Origin of the sequence: Fuscovulum blasticum DSM 2131 (genome assembly GCF_003034965.1) — a bacterium.
In the GTDB taxonomy this organism is placed as follows: domain Bacteria; phylum Pseudomonadota; class Alphaproteobacteria; order Rhodobacterales; family Rhodobacteraceae; genus Pseudogemmobacter; species Pseudogemmobacter blasticus.
This window is the reverse complement of the sequence record NZ_PZKE01000014.1, coordinates 37873-54025: the sequence shown is the minus strand read 5'-3', so window position 1 is coordinate 54025 and position 16153 is coordinate 37873. Positions and strand designations below refer to the sequence as shown.

The window sequence follows — 16153 nt, the reverse complement described above, 5'->3', positions numbered from 1 at the left end:
TCCCTCACTTCAACAAAGCCGGGATGCCAAGCGTGATGCCTGGAACCGCCGCAACGAGAAACAGAACGATCAGGCACAGGCACAGCATGGGAAGCGATGCCCGCGCCACGGCCTGAAGCGGGCTGCGCGCGATGGAACTGACGATGAACAGGACCAGCCCCACCGGAGGCGTGCACAGGCCGATCATCAGGTTCAGGACAACCATCACGCCCATCTGCACCGAATCCATGCCGATGGTCGGCGCCAGCGCATTCAGGATCGGCATGATGAGGACCATCGCAGCCAGCGGCTCCAGGAAAAGCCCCAGGATCAGCAGGATCACGTTCAGCAGGATCACCAGCAGAACCGGGTTCTCTGTCAGCCCCAGGATCAGCGCGGCAACCTTTTGCGGCAGGCTTTCGATCCCCAGTACAAAGCCCGTCATGCTGGCCATCGCCACCACCAGCATCACGCCGCAAGACATGGTGGCGGTGTCGTAGAAGCACTTCCGCAGCTTTGTCCAGTTCAGCGAGCGATAGATGAAGAAGCCGCAGGCCAGCGCATAAAGACAGGCCACGCCGGCGGCCTCGGTCGGGGTGAAGATCCCGCTGCGGATGCCCACCACGATCAGGATGGGCATGATGATCGCCGGGGTGGCCGTGATCAGGATGCCGCGCCGCTCTTCCACCGGCACGCGGGGGGCGACGGGGTGGTTTTCACGGTGCCCTTTCCAAAGGGCGTACACCAGCAGCAGCCCGCCAAGGATGATGCCCGGCACAATCCCCGCCAGGAACAGATCGCCGATCGAGGTGCCCGACAGCACACCGAACAGGATCAGCGGCAAGGACGGCGGAATCAGCGGCCCCAGAAGCGAGCCGGTCGCGGTCAGCGCGGCCGCATAGGCCGGATCATAGCCATCGCGCTTCATCGGCGGGATCATGATGCCGCCGACCGCAGCCGCCTCAGAAGTTGCAGCCCCGCTGGCCCCCGACAGCAGGAAGTTTGACAGCACGTTGACGATTGCCAGCCCGCCCTTGATGCGCCCGACCAAAAGCTGGGCGGACCGCACGATATGGCCGGTCATGTTGGCCGCGCTCATCAGGTTTCCGGCCAGGATGAAGAAGGGGATCGTCAGCAGAAGGAAACTGTCGATCCCGGCGATCATGCGCTGCGGGAAGGCCATCAGCAGATGACCGTGCCCCTCGATCAGCAGATAGATCAGCGAGGCCATGCCCAGCCCCAGGGCAACGGGCATACCGATCATCAGCGCAACGAAGAAAATGCCCAGATACAGGATCATCCGTGCATCTCCCGGGCAAGATCGTCGCGCAGGTCCGAGGCACGTTGGCCACGGTTCATCATCCGGGCGTAGAGCAGAATATCCATCGCCAGCCGCAGCGCGAACAGGGCCAGGCCCACAGGCAGCGCGACATAGATCCAGAACATGCTGGGCACCGCCACATCCGGCCCGAACAGATCGCCCAGCAGGAATTTCATCGCGGGAATTGGCGCCGACCCAAGACGATGGGCATAGATGCAGCCGTACCAGACCAGCACAGCCAGCAGCACCACGCCGCAGGCATTGGCAAACATGGCCAGGACAAGGCCAAGCCGGCGCGGCAGCGCATCGCGCAGCATCGGAACGCTTGCGATCTCGCCGCGTTCATAGGCCAGGATCGCCCCCAGGAAAGACACCCAGACAAGCAGATACCGGCACACCTCTTCGCCCCAGATCAGCGAAGTGGAAAACCCGTAGCGCAGAAAGATCTGCACCAACATCACCCCCAACAGAACAACCAGCATCCAGATGAGGCAGGTCGAAAGGATCGCGTCGAATGTGCGTCGCATGGCACGCATGGCTTGTTTCCCGTGATCGGACACACCTTCCCCGCCGCGGCCCGTGGGCCACGCTGGAAACCGTGTCGGAGTGATGCGGACGGAGAGGGGGGCGGCCGCCTTGGGCTGGCCGCGCCCCGCGCGGATCAGTTCGTGGCGCGCACCGCGTCAACGAAGACCTGGATCAGCGGGTCTTTTGTCAGCCAGGCATCGACCACCGGCTGCACCCGGGCCTGCATCTCGGGCAGTTCGCTGAACTGCGAGATGATCGCGCCCTTTTCTTCCAGCTTTCTGGCAGTTTCCGCCTCTTGATCGCGGGCCAGCGCATACTGCTCGACGATGACTTCATGCGCAGCCTCGGCAATGGCCTTTTGCACATCTTCCGGCAGGCTGTCGAACTTGGCACCGCTCATCATAAGCACGCCGGGCCAGAAGTAATGGCCTGTCAGCGTCACGTTCTTGGCGGCCTCGTAATAGCTTTCGGCATAGGCAGACGACAGGTTGATCTCGACCGCGTCGATCGTTCCGGTTTCCAGCGCCGAGAACACCTCGCCGAAGGCCATGCCGATGGGGCTGGTGCCAACCGCTTCCCAGATTGCCTTGTGAAGTGGCGTGGGAACGATGCGGGTTTTCAGGCCCTTGAAATCATCGACCGTCGTCACCTGCTTGGTGCGCGACAGGAAGTGGCGCTGTCCCGCCTCGACATAGCCCAGCCCCTTGATGCCCAGGGGCGTCAAGGTATCCAGAAACTGCGACCCGACATCCGAGGACAGGACTTCGGCCATCTTGTCATAGCTCGGCACAAGGAACGGCAACTGCAGCGCGTCGAACGCCGGGGCGTTCAGCGTCAGCGGGATTGTCGGCACTGACACCAGCGCACCGTCGATTGTTCCAAGCTGCACCCCCTCCAGAAGCTGCTTGTCATCGCCAAGCTGGCGGTCACCGAAGACTTCGACCTTCACCTTGCCATCGGTCTTGTCGGCCACCTTTTCGGCGAACATCACCAGCCCGTCCTGGAACAGGTGCGTCGATGTCGCGGCGTGGCCAAACTTCAGCGTGTAGTCCTGCGCCCAGCCAGCCGCAGGGCACAGGAGCGCAATTACGGCGAAGGCGCCGTATCGGATATTCATGGTTTCTCCTCCCATTTCGTTTCTTATATTGAAACGCCATATCAACATATGATACACATTGATTCGGGTCAATCGGTTTGCTGCCGCCATTGCCGCGGCAGTCCGGGCGCGCGCCTCGCAGGCGCATCCCGGCGATGAACTCTGCTCTGATGAAGGCGGATCCGCCTTGCGGATGCGTCTTTGAACGCAGGGCGGCGCAGCCCCCCGGCCCCTTCGCCGGACATCCCGCGAAACCACGGCCTCCCAGCCCGCGCCCTGTCAGTGGCAGAGCCGGCAAGGCAGGCCTGATCCGCTTGAAAGTGCTGGGTTTTCCAGGGCCGAACGCGGCAGGGCAGGGCCCCGTCCGCAACCTTTCCATACGCCCGGAATGGCACGAACGCCGGTGGGCGAATCCTGCATCAAATCTGCCGAATTTCGCCTGAATAGAAGATTTCACCGAAAATGGCGGCATGAAAGGAAAAATTATCCCCTTTCACGCATCAAGTTCAATTCGCCCCGTTCCTTGCCCCTGCGCCCCCCGGGCCGTTACCTTGCCCGGGTCTGAAGGAGGCCCCATGGCGCTTGTGATCGAAAACCTGACACGCCGCTTCGGTGCGACCGAAGTCCTCAGGGGCATTGATCTTGCCGTCGCCGACCGCGAACTGGTGGCGCTGCTGGGGCCGTCCGGGTCGGGCAAGACCACGCTGCTGAAGATCATCGCCGGCCTTGACTGGCCGAACGCGGGTTCGCTGACCGTTGCGGACGAGGACTGGCTGGCGCGGCGGCCGCAGACCCGGGAGACGGGGTTCGTCTTCCAGCATTATGCCCTGTTCCCCCACATGCGGGTACGCGACAACATCGCCTTCGGGCTGACCGTTCAGCCCCGCCCCCGCCGCCCCGATGCGGCGGCCATCACCGCCCGGGTGAACGAACTGTTGCAGTTCCTGCAGATCGAAACCCTGGCCGACAGATACCCGGCGGAACTGTCCGGCGGACAGCGCCAGCGGGTTGCCTTGGGGCGGGCACTGGCAACCTCGCCCCGTATCCTGCTGCTGGACGAACCCTTCGGCGCGCTCGACGCGCAGGTCCGGCGCGACCTGCGCCGCTGGCTGCGCCACGTCCATGAAGCGTCGGGAACCACCACGATCTTTGTCACCCATGACCAGGAAGAAGCCTTCGAGCTGGCTGATCGCGTAGTTGTCATGGGTGCCGGCCGGATCGAACAGATCGGTCGGCCCGACGAGATTTATGATCATCCCGCCTCTCCGTTCGTGGCGCGGTTTCTGGGGCACACCGTCGAACTTCCGGTCACCCTTCAGGCAGGCCGGGTTCAGGCGCGGGGGCTGGACGCAACCGCCCTGCCCCGCCGCGCGCTGCCCGATGGCCCGGCGCGGCTGTTCCTGCGGGCCTCTGACATCACCCCCGTTCCGGCCGAAGATGGCCGCTACCGGATTACCGACCTTGCCTCGACCGGCGCCCTGTTGCGGGTGCGGCTGACCGAATCCGCCGGTGTCGAGATGGACGCCGAGGTGCCAAGACGAACCGCCACGGCACTGGCGGTCGGGCAAGCCGTTCATCTGCGCGTGCAGGCGGGATGCGTGTTTGTCGATCCGCGCAGCGCCACGGCGCCGCCTGCAAGACCGACAGTTCCTGCCGATGCCCCCCTTTCCGAACTCAAGGAGTCTCTCCCGTGAAAACCCGTATTCTTGCCGCAGCCCTTGGCCTGGGCCTTGCGCTGCCGGCTATGGCGCAGGATTCGATCCTGAACGTGTCCTATGACGTGTCCCGAGAGCTGTTCACCGAAGTGAACCCCGCCTTCGCAAAGGTCTGGAAAGATGCCACCGGCAAGGACGTTACGATCGAACAATCGCACGCCGGTTCGTCAAAACAGGCACGCGCCATTCTGGAGGGGCTGCCGGCTGACGTGGTGACCTTCAACCAGGTGACCGACATCGACGTTCTGGCCGCCGGCGGCCTGCTGGACGCAGACTGGCGCAAGGCCTTCCCGAACGAGGCGTCGCCCTATTACTCGCTGCCGGCGTTCCTTGTGCGCAAGGACAACCCCAAGGGCATCAAGGACTGGGATGATCTTGTCCGCGCGGATGTGAAGGTTGTCTTCCCCAATCCGAAAACTTCGGGCAATGCGCGCTATACCTATCTGGCCGCCTATGCCTATGCGCTGGACAAGAACGCCGGCGATGCAACCAAGGCGCAAGAGTTCGTCAAGGCCCTGTTCGCGAACGTTCCGGTGTTCGATACTGGCGGGCGCGCAGCCACCACGACCTTTGCGGAAAAGGACATCGGCGATGTTCTGATCACGTTCGAGGCCGAAACCGGCGGCATCGCCAAGGAATACGCCGACAAGGGCTTTGTCCGCGTGACGCCCTCGCTCAGCCTGCTGGCGGAATTCCCGGTGGCGGTCGTGACCGAGAATGCCAGAAAGAAGGGCACGGAAGAGGTGTCGAAAGCCTATCTCGAATTCCTGTACAGCCCCGAAGGTCAGCGCATCCTTGCCAGGCATTTCTACCGGGTCAACGATCCGGCCGTGAAGGCAGAGACCGCGGCAGACTTCCCCGATGTGAAGCTGGTGACGGTCGAAGAGGTTTTCGGCGGCTGGGACAAGATCAAGGCCGAGCACCTTGCCGAAGGCGGCATCCTTGACACGCTGTTCGTGAACCAATGACGGCATCGACACCAACCGCTTCGGTCATCCGGCCGAAGCGGGTTCTTCCCGGGTTCGGCCTGACAATGGGGCTGACGCTGACCTATGTCGGCATCATCATCCTTCTGCCGATCATCGCGCTGGTGCTGAAAGGGGCCGAGGTCGGCCCCTTGCGGTTCCTCGAGATTGCCAGCGCGCCGCGCACGCTTGCGGCGCTGAAGCTGACGATCTCGGCCGCCGCGATGGCCTCGGTTCTCTGTGCCGTCTATGGCCTGCTGATGGCCTGGGTGCTGGTGCGCTATGATTTTCCGGGCAAGCGGTTGCTGGATGCACTGATCGACATCCCCTTCGCCCTGCCAACGGCTGTTGCAGGGCTTACGCTGTCGGCGCTGTTTGCAGGGAACGGCTGGTATGGCGCCGTGCTGGAACCGCAGGGCATCAAGGTTGTCTACACGATCTGGGGGGTGACCATCGCCATGGCCTTCACCTCGATTCCCTTCGTGGTGCGCACCGTCCAGCCCGTGCTGGAAGACCTGGACCCGCAGTATGAACAGGCGGCGGCAACCTTGGGGGCCTTTCCGTTCACCGCGTTCCGGCGGATCGTGTTTCCGGCGATCTTCCCCGCTTTCGTGGTGGGCATCTCCCTGTCCTTCGCCCGGTCGTTGGGGGAATTCGGGGCCGTGGTCTTCATTGCCGGCAACCTGCCGATGGAAACCGAGATCGCCTCGCTTCTGGCGGTGATCCGGCTTGAGGAATACGATTACAACGGCGCCGCGGTGATCGCGCTGACGCTGCTGATCCTTGCGCTGGTCCTGCTGGCGGCGTCGAACCTGCTGCAGGCAAGGGCCATGCGCTACAAGGGAAAACGGCAATGAGCAGCCCCCTGCCCCTGTCGCCCACTCACACCGCGGCACCCGGCCAGGGCCGGCTGATCCCCCGGCTGCTGATCGCGGCAGCCCTGCTGTCCAGCCTGCTGCTGGTGGTCATTCCGCTGGCCTACATCTTCTACCGGGCCTTCGCCGCCGGCTGGGCGGCCTTCGCGGCCAATATTCTTGAACCGAACACCCTTCATGCCGTCTGGCTGACGGTTCTGGTCGCCCTTGTGGTGGTGCCGGTGAATGTGGCCTTCGGCATCGCGGCGGCCTGGCTTGTGGCCCGGTTCCGCTTTCCGGGGCGCGGCGCCCTGCTGACGCTGATCGAGATCCCGTTCTCGATTTCGCCGATCATCGCCGGGATCTGCTACCTGCTTCTCTACGGCCGGCAGGGCCTGCTTGGCCCCTGGCTGGCCGCGCATGACCTGCAGATCCTGTTTGCCCTGCCGGGGATCGTGCTGGTGACGCTGTTCGTCACCTCTCCCTTCGTGATGCGAGAGGTCTTGCCCCTGATGCAGGCGCAGGGCAGCGATCAGGAAGAGGCGGCGGTCACGCTGGGCGCCTCGGGTTGGCAGGTGTTCCGGCGGGTCACGCTGCCGAACATCCGCTGGGCGCTGCTTTACGGCGCCATCCTGTGCTCGGCCCGCGCGGTGGGAGAGTTCGGCGGCGTCTCGATCGTGTCCGGCTCGATCCGGGGGCAAACCAACACCCTGCCCCTGCAGATCGAACTGCTGTTCAACGACCTGAACATCGCCGGCGCCTTTGCCGCGGCCTCGACCCTGACATTGATCGCGCTGCTGGCGCTTGTCGCCAAGGTCGTGCTTGAACGTCGGCGCTGACGGCTTCCCTCACACAGCCGGTTGGCCGCTGGTCGCCAGATCATGACCGGCACCCGACGCAGCACTTTGATACTGACCCAGTGGTCGAAGGCGGCCTTTGGGGTGTGCTGACAAAGGCGTTTCATTTGGGGAGTGTTTCGGTACATCCGCGCCAGAAAGCGCCGTCCCGCTATGGGAAGACCCCTTGCAGGAGAAATTACCCAATAAAATCAGCGGTCAATGGTGGAGCAGAGGGGGATCGAACCCCTGACCTTATCATTGCGAACGATACGCTCTCCCAACTGAGCTACTGCCCCAATGACCGTGGCGGGTATCTGGCCCAATGTCGTTGTCTTGTCAAGCGGGCGAAGCGGGGCTCAGGGCTGGCTGTGCTGGCGTGCGAAGGCCACGATCTCGGCCGCCGGGCGGGCACCGGCAAGGCGCGCGACCTCGCGCCCGTTGCGATACAGGATCAGCGCCGGAATCCCCCGGATGCCGGCCCGAGCCGAGATTTGCGGGTAATCCTCGGTGTTCAGCTTCATCAGCCGCACCTGCGGGGCCAGCGTCCTGGCGGCGCGGGCGAATTCCGGGGCCATGCTGCGGCAGGGGCCGCACCAAGGTGCCCAGTAATCCACCAGAACCGGCAAGCCGTCACCCCGCGTCATCTTGTCATGCGTCGCGGCCTCCAGTTCGGCCACCCGCCCATCGGCCAGCGGATCGCCGCAATGGCCGCATTTCGGCCCCTCGGCCAGCCGGGCCAGCGGCACACGATTGGCCTGGCCACAGGTGGCGCAGGTCAGCTTTACGGCATCCATCGTTGCGGGCATCGCACACCTCATATTCCGATTGCGGAATAAATGTGCCCTGCCCCGGCCACCTGCAAGGGGTCAGAGCAGGTCTTCTTCCTCGCCCGAGACATCGACTCCAAGCGCCTCAAGCCCCGCTTCAAGGTTCTCGCCCAGATGCGGCATCCCCAGCAGGTAGTCTGCCGTCGGCGTCGTGGCCTGCACAAAGGCGGTTTCTACCGCCTCAAGGTAATCCTCGGGTTCAAAGGCGCCGCGGCCGACCCAGGCGATGGCGGTCAGATGCGCCTTCTCCTCGGAATTCATGCCGTCGATGAAGGCCCAAAGCTCGGATTCGCCGGCCGCCTCCTCACGCGACAGGAAGATGACTTGCACAACCTTACTGGGACTGATCTCGATCATCGGGCGGGCCTCCTTGGCGGGCATGGTCGCCCGCATCGGCGCGGCGCGCAAGGGGCGAGGGCTGTCATTATGTCACGCCGATTCAACTGACCAGCCAGAAAACCGCGCCATAGGCCGTGGCCCCCGCCAGCGTCGCCCCCACGACCGAGCGGCGCGGCAGATAGGCCGCCACGGTTGCCAGCACGCCCGCCGCCAGCGGGATCAGGTCGCGCGGCACCGGGTAAAGCTGCGGCAGGGCCGAGGCGACGACCAGTGTCGCAATCGCCGCCGGCCCGGTGGCCGCCAGAAACCGCGCCGCCAGCCCGCCGGGCCGGGGCTCTTGCCGCAGCAGCAGCGTCGGCAGCGCGCGGAAGGCCCAGTTCGCCGCCCCGGCCAGAACGGCCAGCAGGACAAGATCGGTGTTCATCGCCGCACCACCCCCGCCAATGCGCCGCAGATCATGCCGGCCAGAATTCCCACGGTGCCCGATACCGCCAGCGTGCCGATCACCGTGGCCACCGCCGCAACGGCAATCGCCGGCAGCGCCGCCCGCGACAGGATCGACAGCAGAAGCGCCAGGAACAGCGCCGTCAGCATGAAGCCAAGGCCTGCGTTCAGCGCCGGCCAGGCCTCGAGCGCGCCGCCACCGGCCAGCGCCCCCACCGCCGTGCCGCCCACCCAGGCGGCATAGGCGCCAAGGCCAAGGCCGAACATCCAGCGTTCGGAAAACCGCTGCCCGCGCGCAAGCGCCCCCAGGGCCTGACCGAACACCTCGTCCGTCAGTCCCCAGGCCCAGCCCCAGGCCAGCCGCCGGCTGGCGCCGCTACCTGCCTGCTTCATCAGCGCGGGGCCATAAAGGACATGCCGCAGGTTCATGGCGATCAGCGTGAAGGCCGACACCAGCACCGGCGCCCCGCTGGTCACCAGCGCCAGCGCCAGAAACTGCGAAGCCCCGGCATAGATCACCAGCGACAGCATCACCGCCTCGGGCGCCGTCAGCCCGGCCCGGGTGGCCGCCACGCCGAAGGAAAAGGCGATGGGGAAATAGCCAAGCGCAATCGGCACCGATTGCAGCAGCCCCTGCAGAAAGCGCGGCGGGGGTTCGGGGGAAAAAGCGTCGTCTGACATGATGCGCCAACCGCTATCCGCCCGCGCCGCCCTTGTCAAAACCGGCGGGGCACCGCCGCCCCACCGGACAGGGTGACATTTCCCCAACCCTCACTTATAAGCCCGGCCAAACCCCAAAACATGAGTCCCGTTCCATGACCACCCTCGTTTTCGGCCACAAATCCCCCGACACCGACTCGACCGGCAGCCCCATCATCTGGGCCTGGTATCTGTCCGAGGTGAAGGGCGTGCCCGCCAAGCCCGTGCTGCTGGGCGAACCGAACACCGAAGCCGCCTTCGTGCTGCGCCACTGGGGCCTGACCAAGCCCGAGATCATTGCGGATGTGGACGCCGGCACCAGCGTCGTGATCGTTGACACCAACAATCCCGCCGAACTGCCGCCCTCGATCAACGAGGCCAGGATCGAAGGCATCATCGACCACCACATGCTGGTCGGCGGCCTGAAGACCAAGAACCCGATCGACATCACCATCCGCCCGCTGGCCTGCACCGCCACCATCCTGCACGATCTGATGGGGGACGATCTGGCCAAGGCCCCGAAGGCGATCAAGGGCGCGATGCTGTCCTGCATCCTGTCCGACACGCTGGAATTCCGCAGCCCCACCACCACCGCCCATGACAAGGCCGTGGCCGAGAAGCTGGCCGCCGATCTTGGCGTGTCGATCCCGGACTTCGCGGCGCAGCTCTTCGAAGCCAAATCCGATGTCTCGGCCTTCTCGGATGCCGCCCTGCTGCGGATGGACAGCAAGGAATACAACATCGACGGCAAGGAACTGCGCGTCTCGGTTCTGGAAACCACCGCGCCGAAGGTTCTGCTGGACCGCAAGGCCAGCCTGATGGCCAGTATGCCCGCCGTTGCCAAGGAAGACGGCGCCGATCAGGTGCTGCTGTTCATCATCGACATCCTGAAGGAAGAGGCCACCCTGCTGGTGCCGAACGATCTGGTGAAGCAGATCGCAGAAGCCTCTTTCCCCTGCAAGGTGTCGGGCGATACCGTCGTTCTGCCGGGCATCATGAGCCGCAAGAAGCAGATCATCCCGGCGCTGAAGATCTGATCCGGGTCAGAGAACGGAACCGGGCCGGGGTTTCCCCGGCCCTTTTCGTTTCAGCCTGGCGGCACCGGACTGTAGCCGCCGGCGACCAGCCCCACCATGCCGCCCTGCTGCGAGATGACCCGGTTCGGAATCACCTCCGCCAGCGCCTCGGCGGCAATGCCGCTGCGTCGGCCCGACCGGCACACCAGCACAAGGTCGCGGCCATCGGCAATCTCGGGGCCAATGGCGGCCAGAAAGCTGTCGGCGTCAGTGAAGGTCACCAGCTTCGCGCCGTCGATCACGCCGGTTTCCGCCCATTCCTCGGGCGTGCGGATGTCCACCACCAGCGCGCCGCTGGCCTGCATCTGTTCGACGGTCAGCGCCTCTTCCACCGCCTCGCCCGCCCGCAGCGCGGGGGCCGCGGCGGCGAGAGCGGCCACGAGGGCAAGCCGCATCATTGCCAGTTTCATCCTGCTCTCCGATCACATTCCACGATTCGCATATAACGCAGCTTCGCCGCCCGGGCCAAGCGGGCCTTTCCTTTTTCCGCTGCCGGGGCGACAAACCCCCAAGAGAAGGAGCCGCCATGACCGAGATCATCCCCCGCCTGTCAGACGTTGCCGCACGCTATGATGCCGTGTTCTGCGATCTTTGGGGGTGCCTGCACAACGGCAAGACCGCCTTTCCCGATGCGGTTGCCGCCCTGCGCGCCTATCGGGCGGGCGGTGGCGCGGTGGTCCTGCTGACCAATGCGCCCCGGCCGAAATCCAGCGTGGCGCAGCAGCTTCTGGGCATGGGCGTGCCGGAAGATGCCTGGGACGAGATCGTCACCTCGGGCGATGCGGCGCAGTTCGCGCTGCTGTCGGGCGCGGTGGGGCGCAAGGTCTTTGCCATCGGGGCCGAGAAGGACGAACCCTTCTACACCGACTTTGCCCCCGACATCGCCGCCTTTGCCCAAGGCCAGCCGCCCATCCTCCGCGTGCCGTTGCGCGAGGCTGAAGGCGTGGTCTGCACAGGCTTGCGCGACGACCTGATCGAAACGCCCGAGGATTACCGGGCCGAACTGCTGATGGCCAAGACGCTGGGCCTGCCGATGCTGTGCGCGAACCCCGACATCGTGGTCGATTATGGCGACCGCCGCCTGTGGTGCGCCGGCGCCCTTGCGCGGGATTACGAGGCGATGGGGGGCCGGGCGCTGTATTTCGGCAAACCGCATCCGCCGATCTATGATCTGGCCCGGCGTCGCCTGGCCGCGCTGCGCGATACCGATGGCGCCATACTCTGCATCGGGGATGGCATCGCGACGGATATTCAGGGCGGCATCGCCGAAGGGCTGGACACGCTGTTCATCACCGGCGGCATCGACGCCGCCGCCTTCGGTCCCGACAGCACCACCCCCGATGCCGCGAAACTTGCGCAATGGCTGGCCGAGCGGCAACTTTCGCCCACGCTGGCCATGGGTCATCTGCGCTGATCGCCAAATCGCGCCGGAAATATTGTTGCGACAATCAAAACGCAGCAGAACATTTCTTGCGCACGGGAATTGCGCTGCGCTGCGGCATCTGCTAGCGTCCCGCCACCTGGATGGGACTCATCATGATGCTGGACACAACGCACAACCTGCCCCGCGGCACGATCTGCATTGAAGATCTTGAAATCGGCATGACGCGCAGCCTGACCAAGGTTGTCACCGATCGCGACATCGAACTGTTTGCCGAGGTCTCCAGCGACCGCAACCCGGTGCATCTGGATGAAGCCTATGCGCAGGACACCATGTTCCAGGGCCGCATCGCGCATGGGATGCTGACCGCCGGGCTGATCTCGGCGGTGATCGGGGAACAGTTGCCGGGGCATGGCACGGTCTATCTGGGCCAAAGCCTCAAGTTCATGGCCCCGGTCCGGCCGGGCGATCAGGTCACCGCCGAAGTGCGTGTTCTGGCCATCGACCACGCGAAACGCCGGGTGACCCTTGAAACCTGGGCCTCGGTGGGTAAAACCGTGGTCCTGAAGGGCGAGGCGCTGGTTCTGGCGCCAAGCCGAAAGTTCGACTGAGCGGCCCGCGCCCGACGCCGGCCCGCTGCCCGGGGGGCCGATGCAGATTCATCAGGACTGGCAATGGCTTGACCCGGCCGCGCGCGGGGCATCCTGCGCAATGGGCAATTTCGACGGGGTGCATCTGGGCCACCGCTCGGTCATCGACCTTGCGCGCGGACAAGGCCCGCTTGGGGTGATCACCTTTGAACCGCACCCACGGCAGTTCTTCGCCCCCGACGCCCCCGCCTTCCGCCTGATGAATGCCGAGGCGCGAGCGAACCGGCTGGACAAGCTGGGCGTCGAACATCTGTTCCAGCTTCAGTTCGGAACGCTGCTGTCGGGCCTGTCGCCGGAAGACTTCGCCGGCCAGGTGCTGATGAAAGGTCTGGGCATCTCGCATCTGGTGGTGGGCGAAGACTTCCGCTTCGGCAAGGGCCGCGCCGGCACGGCCGAGGATCTGGCCCGGCTGGGCCGCGAGCTGGGGTTCCGCACCACCATCGCACCGCTGCTGCGGCAAGGCGGGATCGAGGTGTCGTCCACCGCGATCCGCACCGCGCTGACCGAAGGCCGCCCGCGCGATGCCGCCGCCATGCTGGGCCACTGGCACCGGATCGAGGGCGAGGTGATCCACGGCGAAAAGCGCGGCCGCGAACTGGGCTTCCCCACCGCCAACATGGCGCTGGACGGGCTGCACCTGCCCCGCTTCGGCGTCTATGCGGTCAAGGTCGATGTGCGGACCGGACCGCAGGTCGGCACCTATATGGGCGCGGCCAGCCTTGGCGTGCGGCCGATGTTCGACGGGCAGGTGCCGAACCTTGAAACCAACCTGCTGGATTTCAAGGGCGATCTTTACGGCCACCACCTTTCGGTCGCGCTGGTCGATTACCTGCGCCCCGAGCTGAAGTTCGACGGGCTGCAGGCCCTGATCGACCAGATGCAGGCCGACTGCGCCCGCGCAAGGGCGATCCTGTCGGCGGTCTAGGCCCCGGGTTCCTTCAGGGGCAACCGCAAAAATTCTGGAAGATTTTTGCCTCCCCTTCCCTTCCGGCCGCGTTCAGCGCAGGTTGCCCGCATGGAAAAGCTGCGCCCCCGGTTCTGGGAAACCGTCCCGCTGAAGAAGATGACCGCCCCCGAATGGGAGGCGCTTTGTGACGGTTGCGGCAAGTGCTGCCTGAACAAGCTGGAGTTCGAGGACACGGGCGAGGTGCTTTACACCCGCATCGCCTGCCGGCTGTTCGATGATGCCGGTTGCCGCTGCGCCGACTATCCGAACCGCAAGAAACATGTTCCCGAATGTGTGGTGCTGACGCCCAAGTCGCTGCCGCGCGTGGCCTACTGGATGCCCTCCACCTGCGCCTACAAGCTGCTTTGGCTGGGAGAGCCACTTCCCGACTGGCACCCGCTGGTGACGGGCGACGCGGAAACCACCCATTCCTCGGGACATTCGGTCCGGGGGCAGACCCTTTCGGAAGCAGCCGTCCCCGAGGACGACTGGGAAGACCACATCATCGAGGAACGGCCCTGATGTTTTTCGCCTCTGACAACAGCTCGGGCGCGGCGCCCGAAGTCATGGCCGCGCTGGCCGCCGCCAATGACGGCTTCACCCGCGGCTACGGCGCCGATGCGCTGACCGAACGGGTGCAGGACCGCCTGCGCGAGCTGTTCGAGGCCCCCGAGGCGGCGGTGCATCTGGTGGCGACGGGAACCGCCGCCAACGCACTGGCCCTGGCAACCGTGGCCCCACCTTGGAGCGCGATCTTCTGCCACCGGCACGCCCATATCGCCGAGGATGAATGTGGCGCGCCCGAGTTCTATTCCAACGGCGCCAAGCTGGTTCTGGTGGACGGCCCCCATGGACGGATGACGCCCGAAGGCCTGCGCGCCACCATCGCTGGCACCGGCGGCAGCGTGCATGGCGTGCAGCGCGGGGCGGTGTCGATCACCAACGTGACCGAGGCGGGAACCGTCCACACCCCGGCGGAAATTGCGGCCTTGGCCGCCGCCGCGCATGACTTCGGCCTGCCCTGCCATCTGGACGGGGCCCGCTTCGCCAATGCGCTGGTGGCAACGGGCGCGACGGCGGCCGAGATGACGTGGAAGGCCGGCATTGATCTGCTCTCGTTCGGCGGTACCAAGAACGGCTGTCTGGGCGTCGAGGCGGTGGTGATCTTCGATCCGGCCAAAGCCTGGGAATTCGAGCTGCGCCGCAAGCGCGGCGGTCATCTCTTCTCGAAACACCGCTATCTGGCCGCGCAGATGGACGCCTATCTGGACGGCGGCCTCTGGTTGCGGCTGGCCGCGCAGGCCAATGCCGCCGCCGCGCGGCTGGCGGCGGGGTTGGCCACCATTCCCGGCGTGCGCCAGACCCACCCCGTTCAGGCCAACATGATGTTCCCCGAATGGCCCGCCGGCACCCATGCCCGGCTGCAGGCCTCCGGGGCCGTCTATTACGAGATGCCCGCCCCCGAGGGGCGCGAAGCGGCGCGGCTGGTGACAAGCTGGAACACCACCGGCGCGGATGTCGACCGCTTTCTTGCGGCTCTGGCCGGCTGAAACGCCCGCTCAGGCCGCGTCGAGATGCGCCTGTATCGCGGGCGCAATCAGATGCGGGTGGGTGATCGGCACCATATGCCCCGCCCCCGGCACGATCAGCCGGATGGCGCGCGGCAAGCGTGCGGCAAGCGCCCCCTGAATCGCCTCGATGATCGCCGGGCTTTCCGATCCTTCGATCAGCAGCACCGGCACGGCCACGGATTCAAGCCCGCCGGGCCGCGTCAGACCCGCGCGGTCGTCCACCAGGGCGGCGGATTGCGCCGCGATGTGGTGGATGCGGTCGATGATATAGTGCCGCTGGCGGTCCGGCAGATCGGCCAGCGCCTCGCCATTGCCCCAGTCGGCATGAAACAGCGCCGCCGCCTCGGCCCGGTTGCTTGCCATGGCCGCGGCCACCGCCTCATGGCGGGCCTGAAACCCGGCAAAGGCGGCATGGCTGCGCGCGGCGGCAAACAGCACGGGTTCGACCAGAACCAGACTGCGCACCAGATCAGGGCGCTCCAGCGCGATCCGCAGGCAGACGGTGGCGCCGAAACTGTGGCCGAACAGGTCAACCGGGCGCCCCTGCGCCTCGGCCAGTGCAATCGCATCGCGGGTGGCCAGATCCTGAAGGTCGGCAATGCCATCCCAATCGGGCGCGCGGCCATGACCGGGCAGGTCCATCGCGGTCAGCGTCAGCCCGTGCAGCCTTTCGACCAGACCGGACCACGCTCCGGCATGGGCAAGGCTGCAATGCACCGCCAGAACCGGGCGCGGATCACCCCGGTCCCAGACGCGCACGGGGGCAAGCGGCGGGGCAGTGAAATCTTCAGGCATTGGTCATTCCGCAACACAGGTTTTCGCCATAGACCCGCAAAAGCCCATGTTCAAGCCAATCCGGCGTGTTGCCTTCTCAGGAAGTGCCGCCGCCCCTTTGCGCCCCGCCCGCCCCGGTGCTATGCCCG

The 16153-nt window shown here is 65.5% G+C and carries 19 protein-coding genes and 1 tRNA gene; 10 read left to right on the top strand and 10 right to left on the bottom strand.

Annotated elements, in window-relative coordinates:
• Nucleotides 1–4: 4 nt before the first annotated feature.
• From C5F44_RS13910 to C5F44_RS13900, 3 genes are all read right to left on the bottom strand, one after another.
• Nucleotides 5–1279 carry a TRAP transporter large permease gene (locus C5F44_RS13910; protein ID WP_107674147.1) on the bottom strand — a complete coding sequence of 425 codons (1275 nt, stop codon included), beginning with the start codon at nucleotides 1277–1279 and terminating at the stop codon, nucleotides 5–7.
• Nucleotides 1276–1836 carry a TRAP transporter small permease gene (locus C5F44_RS13905; RefSeq protein ID WP_107674146.1) on the bottom strand — a complete coding sequence of 187 codons (561 nt, stop codon included), beginning with the start codon at nucleotides 1834–1836 and terminating at the stop codon, nucleotides 1276–1278. Before C5F44_RS13905 ends, C5F44_RS13910 begins: the two co-directional genes overlap by 4 nt.
• 125 nt (nucleotides 1837–1961) lie before the next feature.
• Nucleotides 1962–2945 carry a TRAP transporter substrate-binding protein gene (locus C5F44_RS13900; RefSeq protein WP_181318276.1) on the bottom strand — a complete coding sequence of 328 codons (984 nt, stop codon included), beginning with the start codon at nucleotides 2943–2945 and terminating at the stop codon, nucleotides 1962–1964.
• Nucleotides 2946–3499: 554 nt separating this feature from the next.
• Here C5F44_RS13900 and C5F44_RS13895 point away from each other — a divergent pair.
• From C5F44_RS13895 to cysW, 4 genes are read left to right on the top strand one after another with little or no spacing between them, the layout of a single operon-like run.
• Nucleotides 3500–4618 carry a sulfate/molybdate ABC transporter ATP-binding protein gene (locus C5F44_RS13895; RefSeq protein WP_107674144.1) on the top strand — a complete coding sequence of 373 codons (1119 nt, stop codon included), beginning with the start codon at nucleotides 3500–3502 and terminating at the stop codon, nucleotides 4616–4618.
• Nucleotides 4615–5607 (top strand): sulfate ABC transporter substrate-binding protein, encoded by a 993-nt coding sequence (locus C5F44_RS13890; RefSeq protein ID WP_107674143.1) that lies wholly within the window; start codon nucleotides 4615–4617, stop codon nucleotides 5605–5607. Before C5F44_RS13895 ends, C5F44_RS13890 begins: the two co-directional genes overlap by 4 nt.
• Entirely contained in the window at nucleotides 5604–6461 is an 858-nt protein-coding gene (gene cysT / locus C5F44_RS13885; protein ID WP_107674142.1) for a sulfate ABC transporter permease subunit CysT, read from the top strand. The genes C5F44_RS13890 and cysT overlap by 4 nt, the downstream gene beginning before the upstream one ends.
• On the top strand, nucleotides 6458–7297 hold the full coding sequence (gene cysW, locus C5F44_RS13880; RefSeq protein WP_107674141.1) for a sulfate ABC transporter permease subunit CysW: 840 nt from the start codon (nucleotides 6458–6460) through the stop codon (nucleotides 7295–7297). Before cysT ends, cysW begins: the two co-directional genes overlap by 4 nt.
• Nucleotides 7298–7517: 220 nt before the next feature.
• Here the strand turns inward: cysW and C5F44_RS13875 are convergent.
• From C5F44_RS13875 to C5F44_RS13855, 5 genes are all read right to left on the bottom strand, one after another.
• Nucleotides 7518–7593 (bottom strand) — tRNA-Ala (locus tag C5F44_RS13875).
• A 60-nt stretch (nucleotides 7594–7653) separates the two neighbouring features.
• Nucleotides 7654–8103, bottom strand: a complete 450-nt coding sequence (trxC, locus tag C5F44_RS13870) for a thioredoxin TrxC (protein ID WP_107674140.1) — start codon at nucleotides 8101–8103, stop codon at nucleotides 7654–7656.
• 60 nt (nucleotides 8104–8163) lie between these two features.
• Nucleotides 8164–8481 carry a DUF3775 domain-containing protein gene (locus C5F44_RS13865; RefSeq protein WP_107674185.1) on the bottom strand — a complete coding sequence of 106 codons (318 nt, stop codon included), beginning with the start codon at nucleotides 8479–8481 and terminating at the stop codon, nucleotides 8164–8166.
• 82 nt (nucleotides 8482–8563) lie between these two features.
• Complete coding sequence (locus C5F44_RS13860) at nucleotides 8564–8887, bottom strand: AzlD domain-containing protein (protein ID WP_107674139.1); 324 nt, start codon at nucleotides 8885–8887, stop codon at nucleotides 8564–8566.
• A complete protein-coding gene (locus C5F44_RS13855) occupies nucleotides 8884–9588 on the bottom strand; it encodes an AzlC family ABC transporter permease (RefSeq protein WP_107674138.1) in 705 nt (234 codons plus the stop codon). Before C5F44_RS13855 ends, C5F44_RS13860 begins: the two co-directional genes overlap by 4 nt.
• Nucleotides 9589–9722: 134 nt before the next feature.
• On the opposite strand from C5F44_RS13855, the gene C5F44_RS13850 reads away from it, so the two are divergent.
• Complete coding sequence (locus C5F44_RS13850) at nucleotides 9723–10643, top strand: manganese-dependent inorganic pyrophosphatase (protein WP_107674137.1); 921 nt, start codon at nucleotides 9723–9725, stop codon at nucleotides 10641–10643.
• A 50-nt stretch (nucleotides 10644–10693) separates the two neighbouring features.
• On the opposite strand, the gene C5F44_RS13845 is transcribed toward C5F44_RS13850, so the two are convergent.
• Nucleotides 10694–11092: a rhodanese-like domain-containing protein gene (locus tag C5F44_RS13845; protein ID WP_107674136.1), complete on the bottom strand. Its 399-nt coding sequence runs from the start codon at nucleotides 11090–11092 to the stop codon at nucleotides 10694–10696.
• A gap of 116 nt (nucleotides 11093–11208) precedes the next feature.
• Here C5F44_RS13845 and C5F44_RS13840 point away from each other — a divergent pair, with 116 nt between their 5' ends.
• The 5 genes from C5F44_RS13840 to C5F44_RS13820 all read left to right on the top strand — a co-directional run bounded on the left by C5F44_RS13840 (nucleotide 11209) and on the right by C5F44_RS13820 (nucleotide 15209).
• Complete coding sequence (locus C5F44_RS13840) at nucleotides 11209–12096, top strand: TIGR01459 family HAD-type hydrolase (RefSeq protein WP_107674135.1); 888 nt, start codon at nucleotides 11209–11211, stop codon at nucleotides 12094–12096.
• A gap of 125 nt (nucleotides 12097–12221) precedes the next feature.
• Nucleotides 12222–12674 carry a MaoC family dehydratase gene (locus C5F44_RS13835; protein WP_107674184.1) on the top strand — a complete coding sequence of 151 codons (453 nt, stop codon included), beginning with the start codon at nucleotides 12222–12224 and terminating at the stop codon, nucleotides 12672–12674.
• A 40-nt stretch (nucleotides 12675–12714) separates the two neighbouring features.
• Nucleotides 12715–13638, top strand: coding sequence for a bifunctional riboflavin kinase/FAD synthetase (locus C5F44_RS13830; protein ID WP_107674134.1), 924 nt, complete (start codon nucleotides 12715–12717; stop codon nucleotides 13636–13638).
• Nucleotides 13639–13728: 90 nt separating this feature from the next.
• Nucleotides 13729–14181: a YcgN family cysteine cluster protein gene (locus C5F44_RS13825; protein WP_107674133.1), complete on the top strand. Its 453-nt coding sequence runs from the start codon at nucleotides 13729–13731 to the stop codon at nucleotides 14179–14181.
• A complete protein-coding gene (locus tag C5F44_RS13820; protein ID WP_107674132.1) occupies nucleotides 14181–15209 on the top strand; it encodes a threonine aldolase family protein in 1029 nt (342 codons plus the stop codon). The genes C5F44_RS13825 and C5F44_RS13820 overlap by 1 nt, the downstream gene beginning before the upstream one ends.
• 9 nt (nucleotides 15210–15218) lie before the next feature.
• On the opposite strand, the gene C5F44_RS13815 is transcribed toward C5F44_RS13820, so the two are convergent.
• Complete coding sequence (locus C5F44_RS13815) at nucleotides 15219–16025, bottom strand: alpha/beta fold hydrolase (protein WP_107674131.1); 807 nt, start codon at nucleotides 16023–16025, stop codon at nucleotides 15219–15221.
• Nucleotides 16026–16153: the final 128 nt, after the last annotated feature.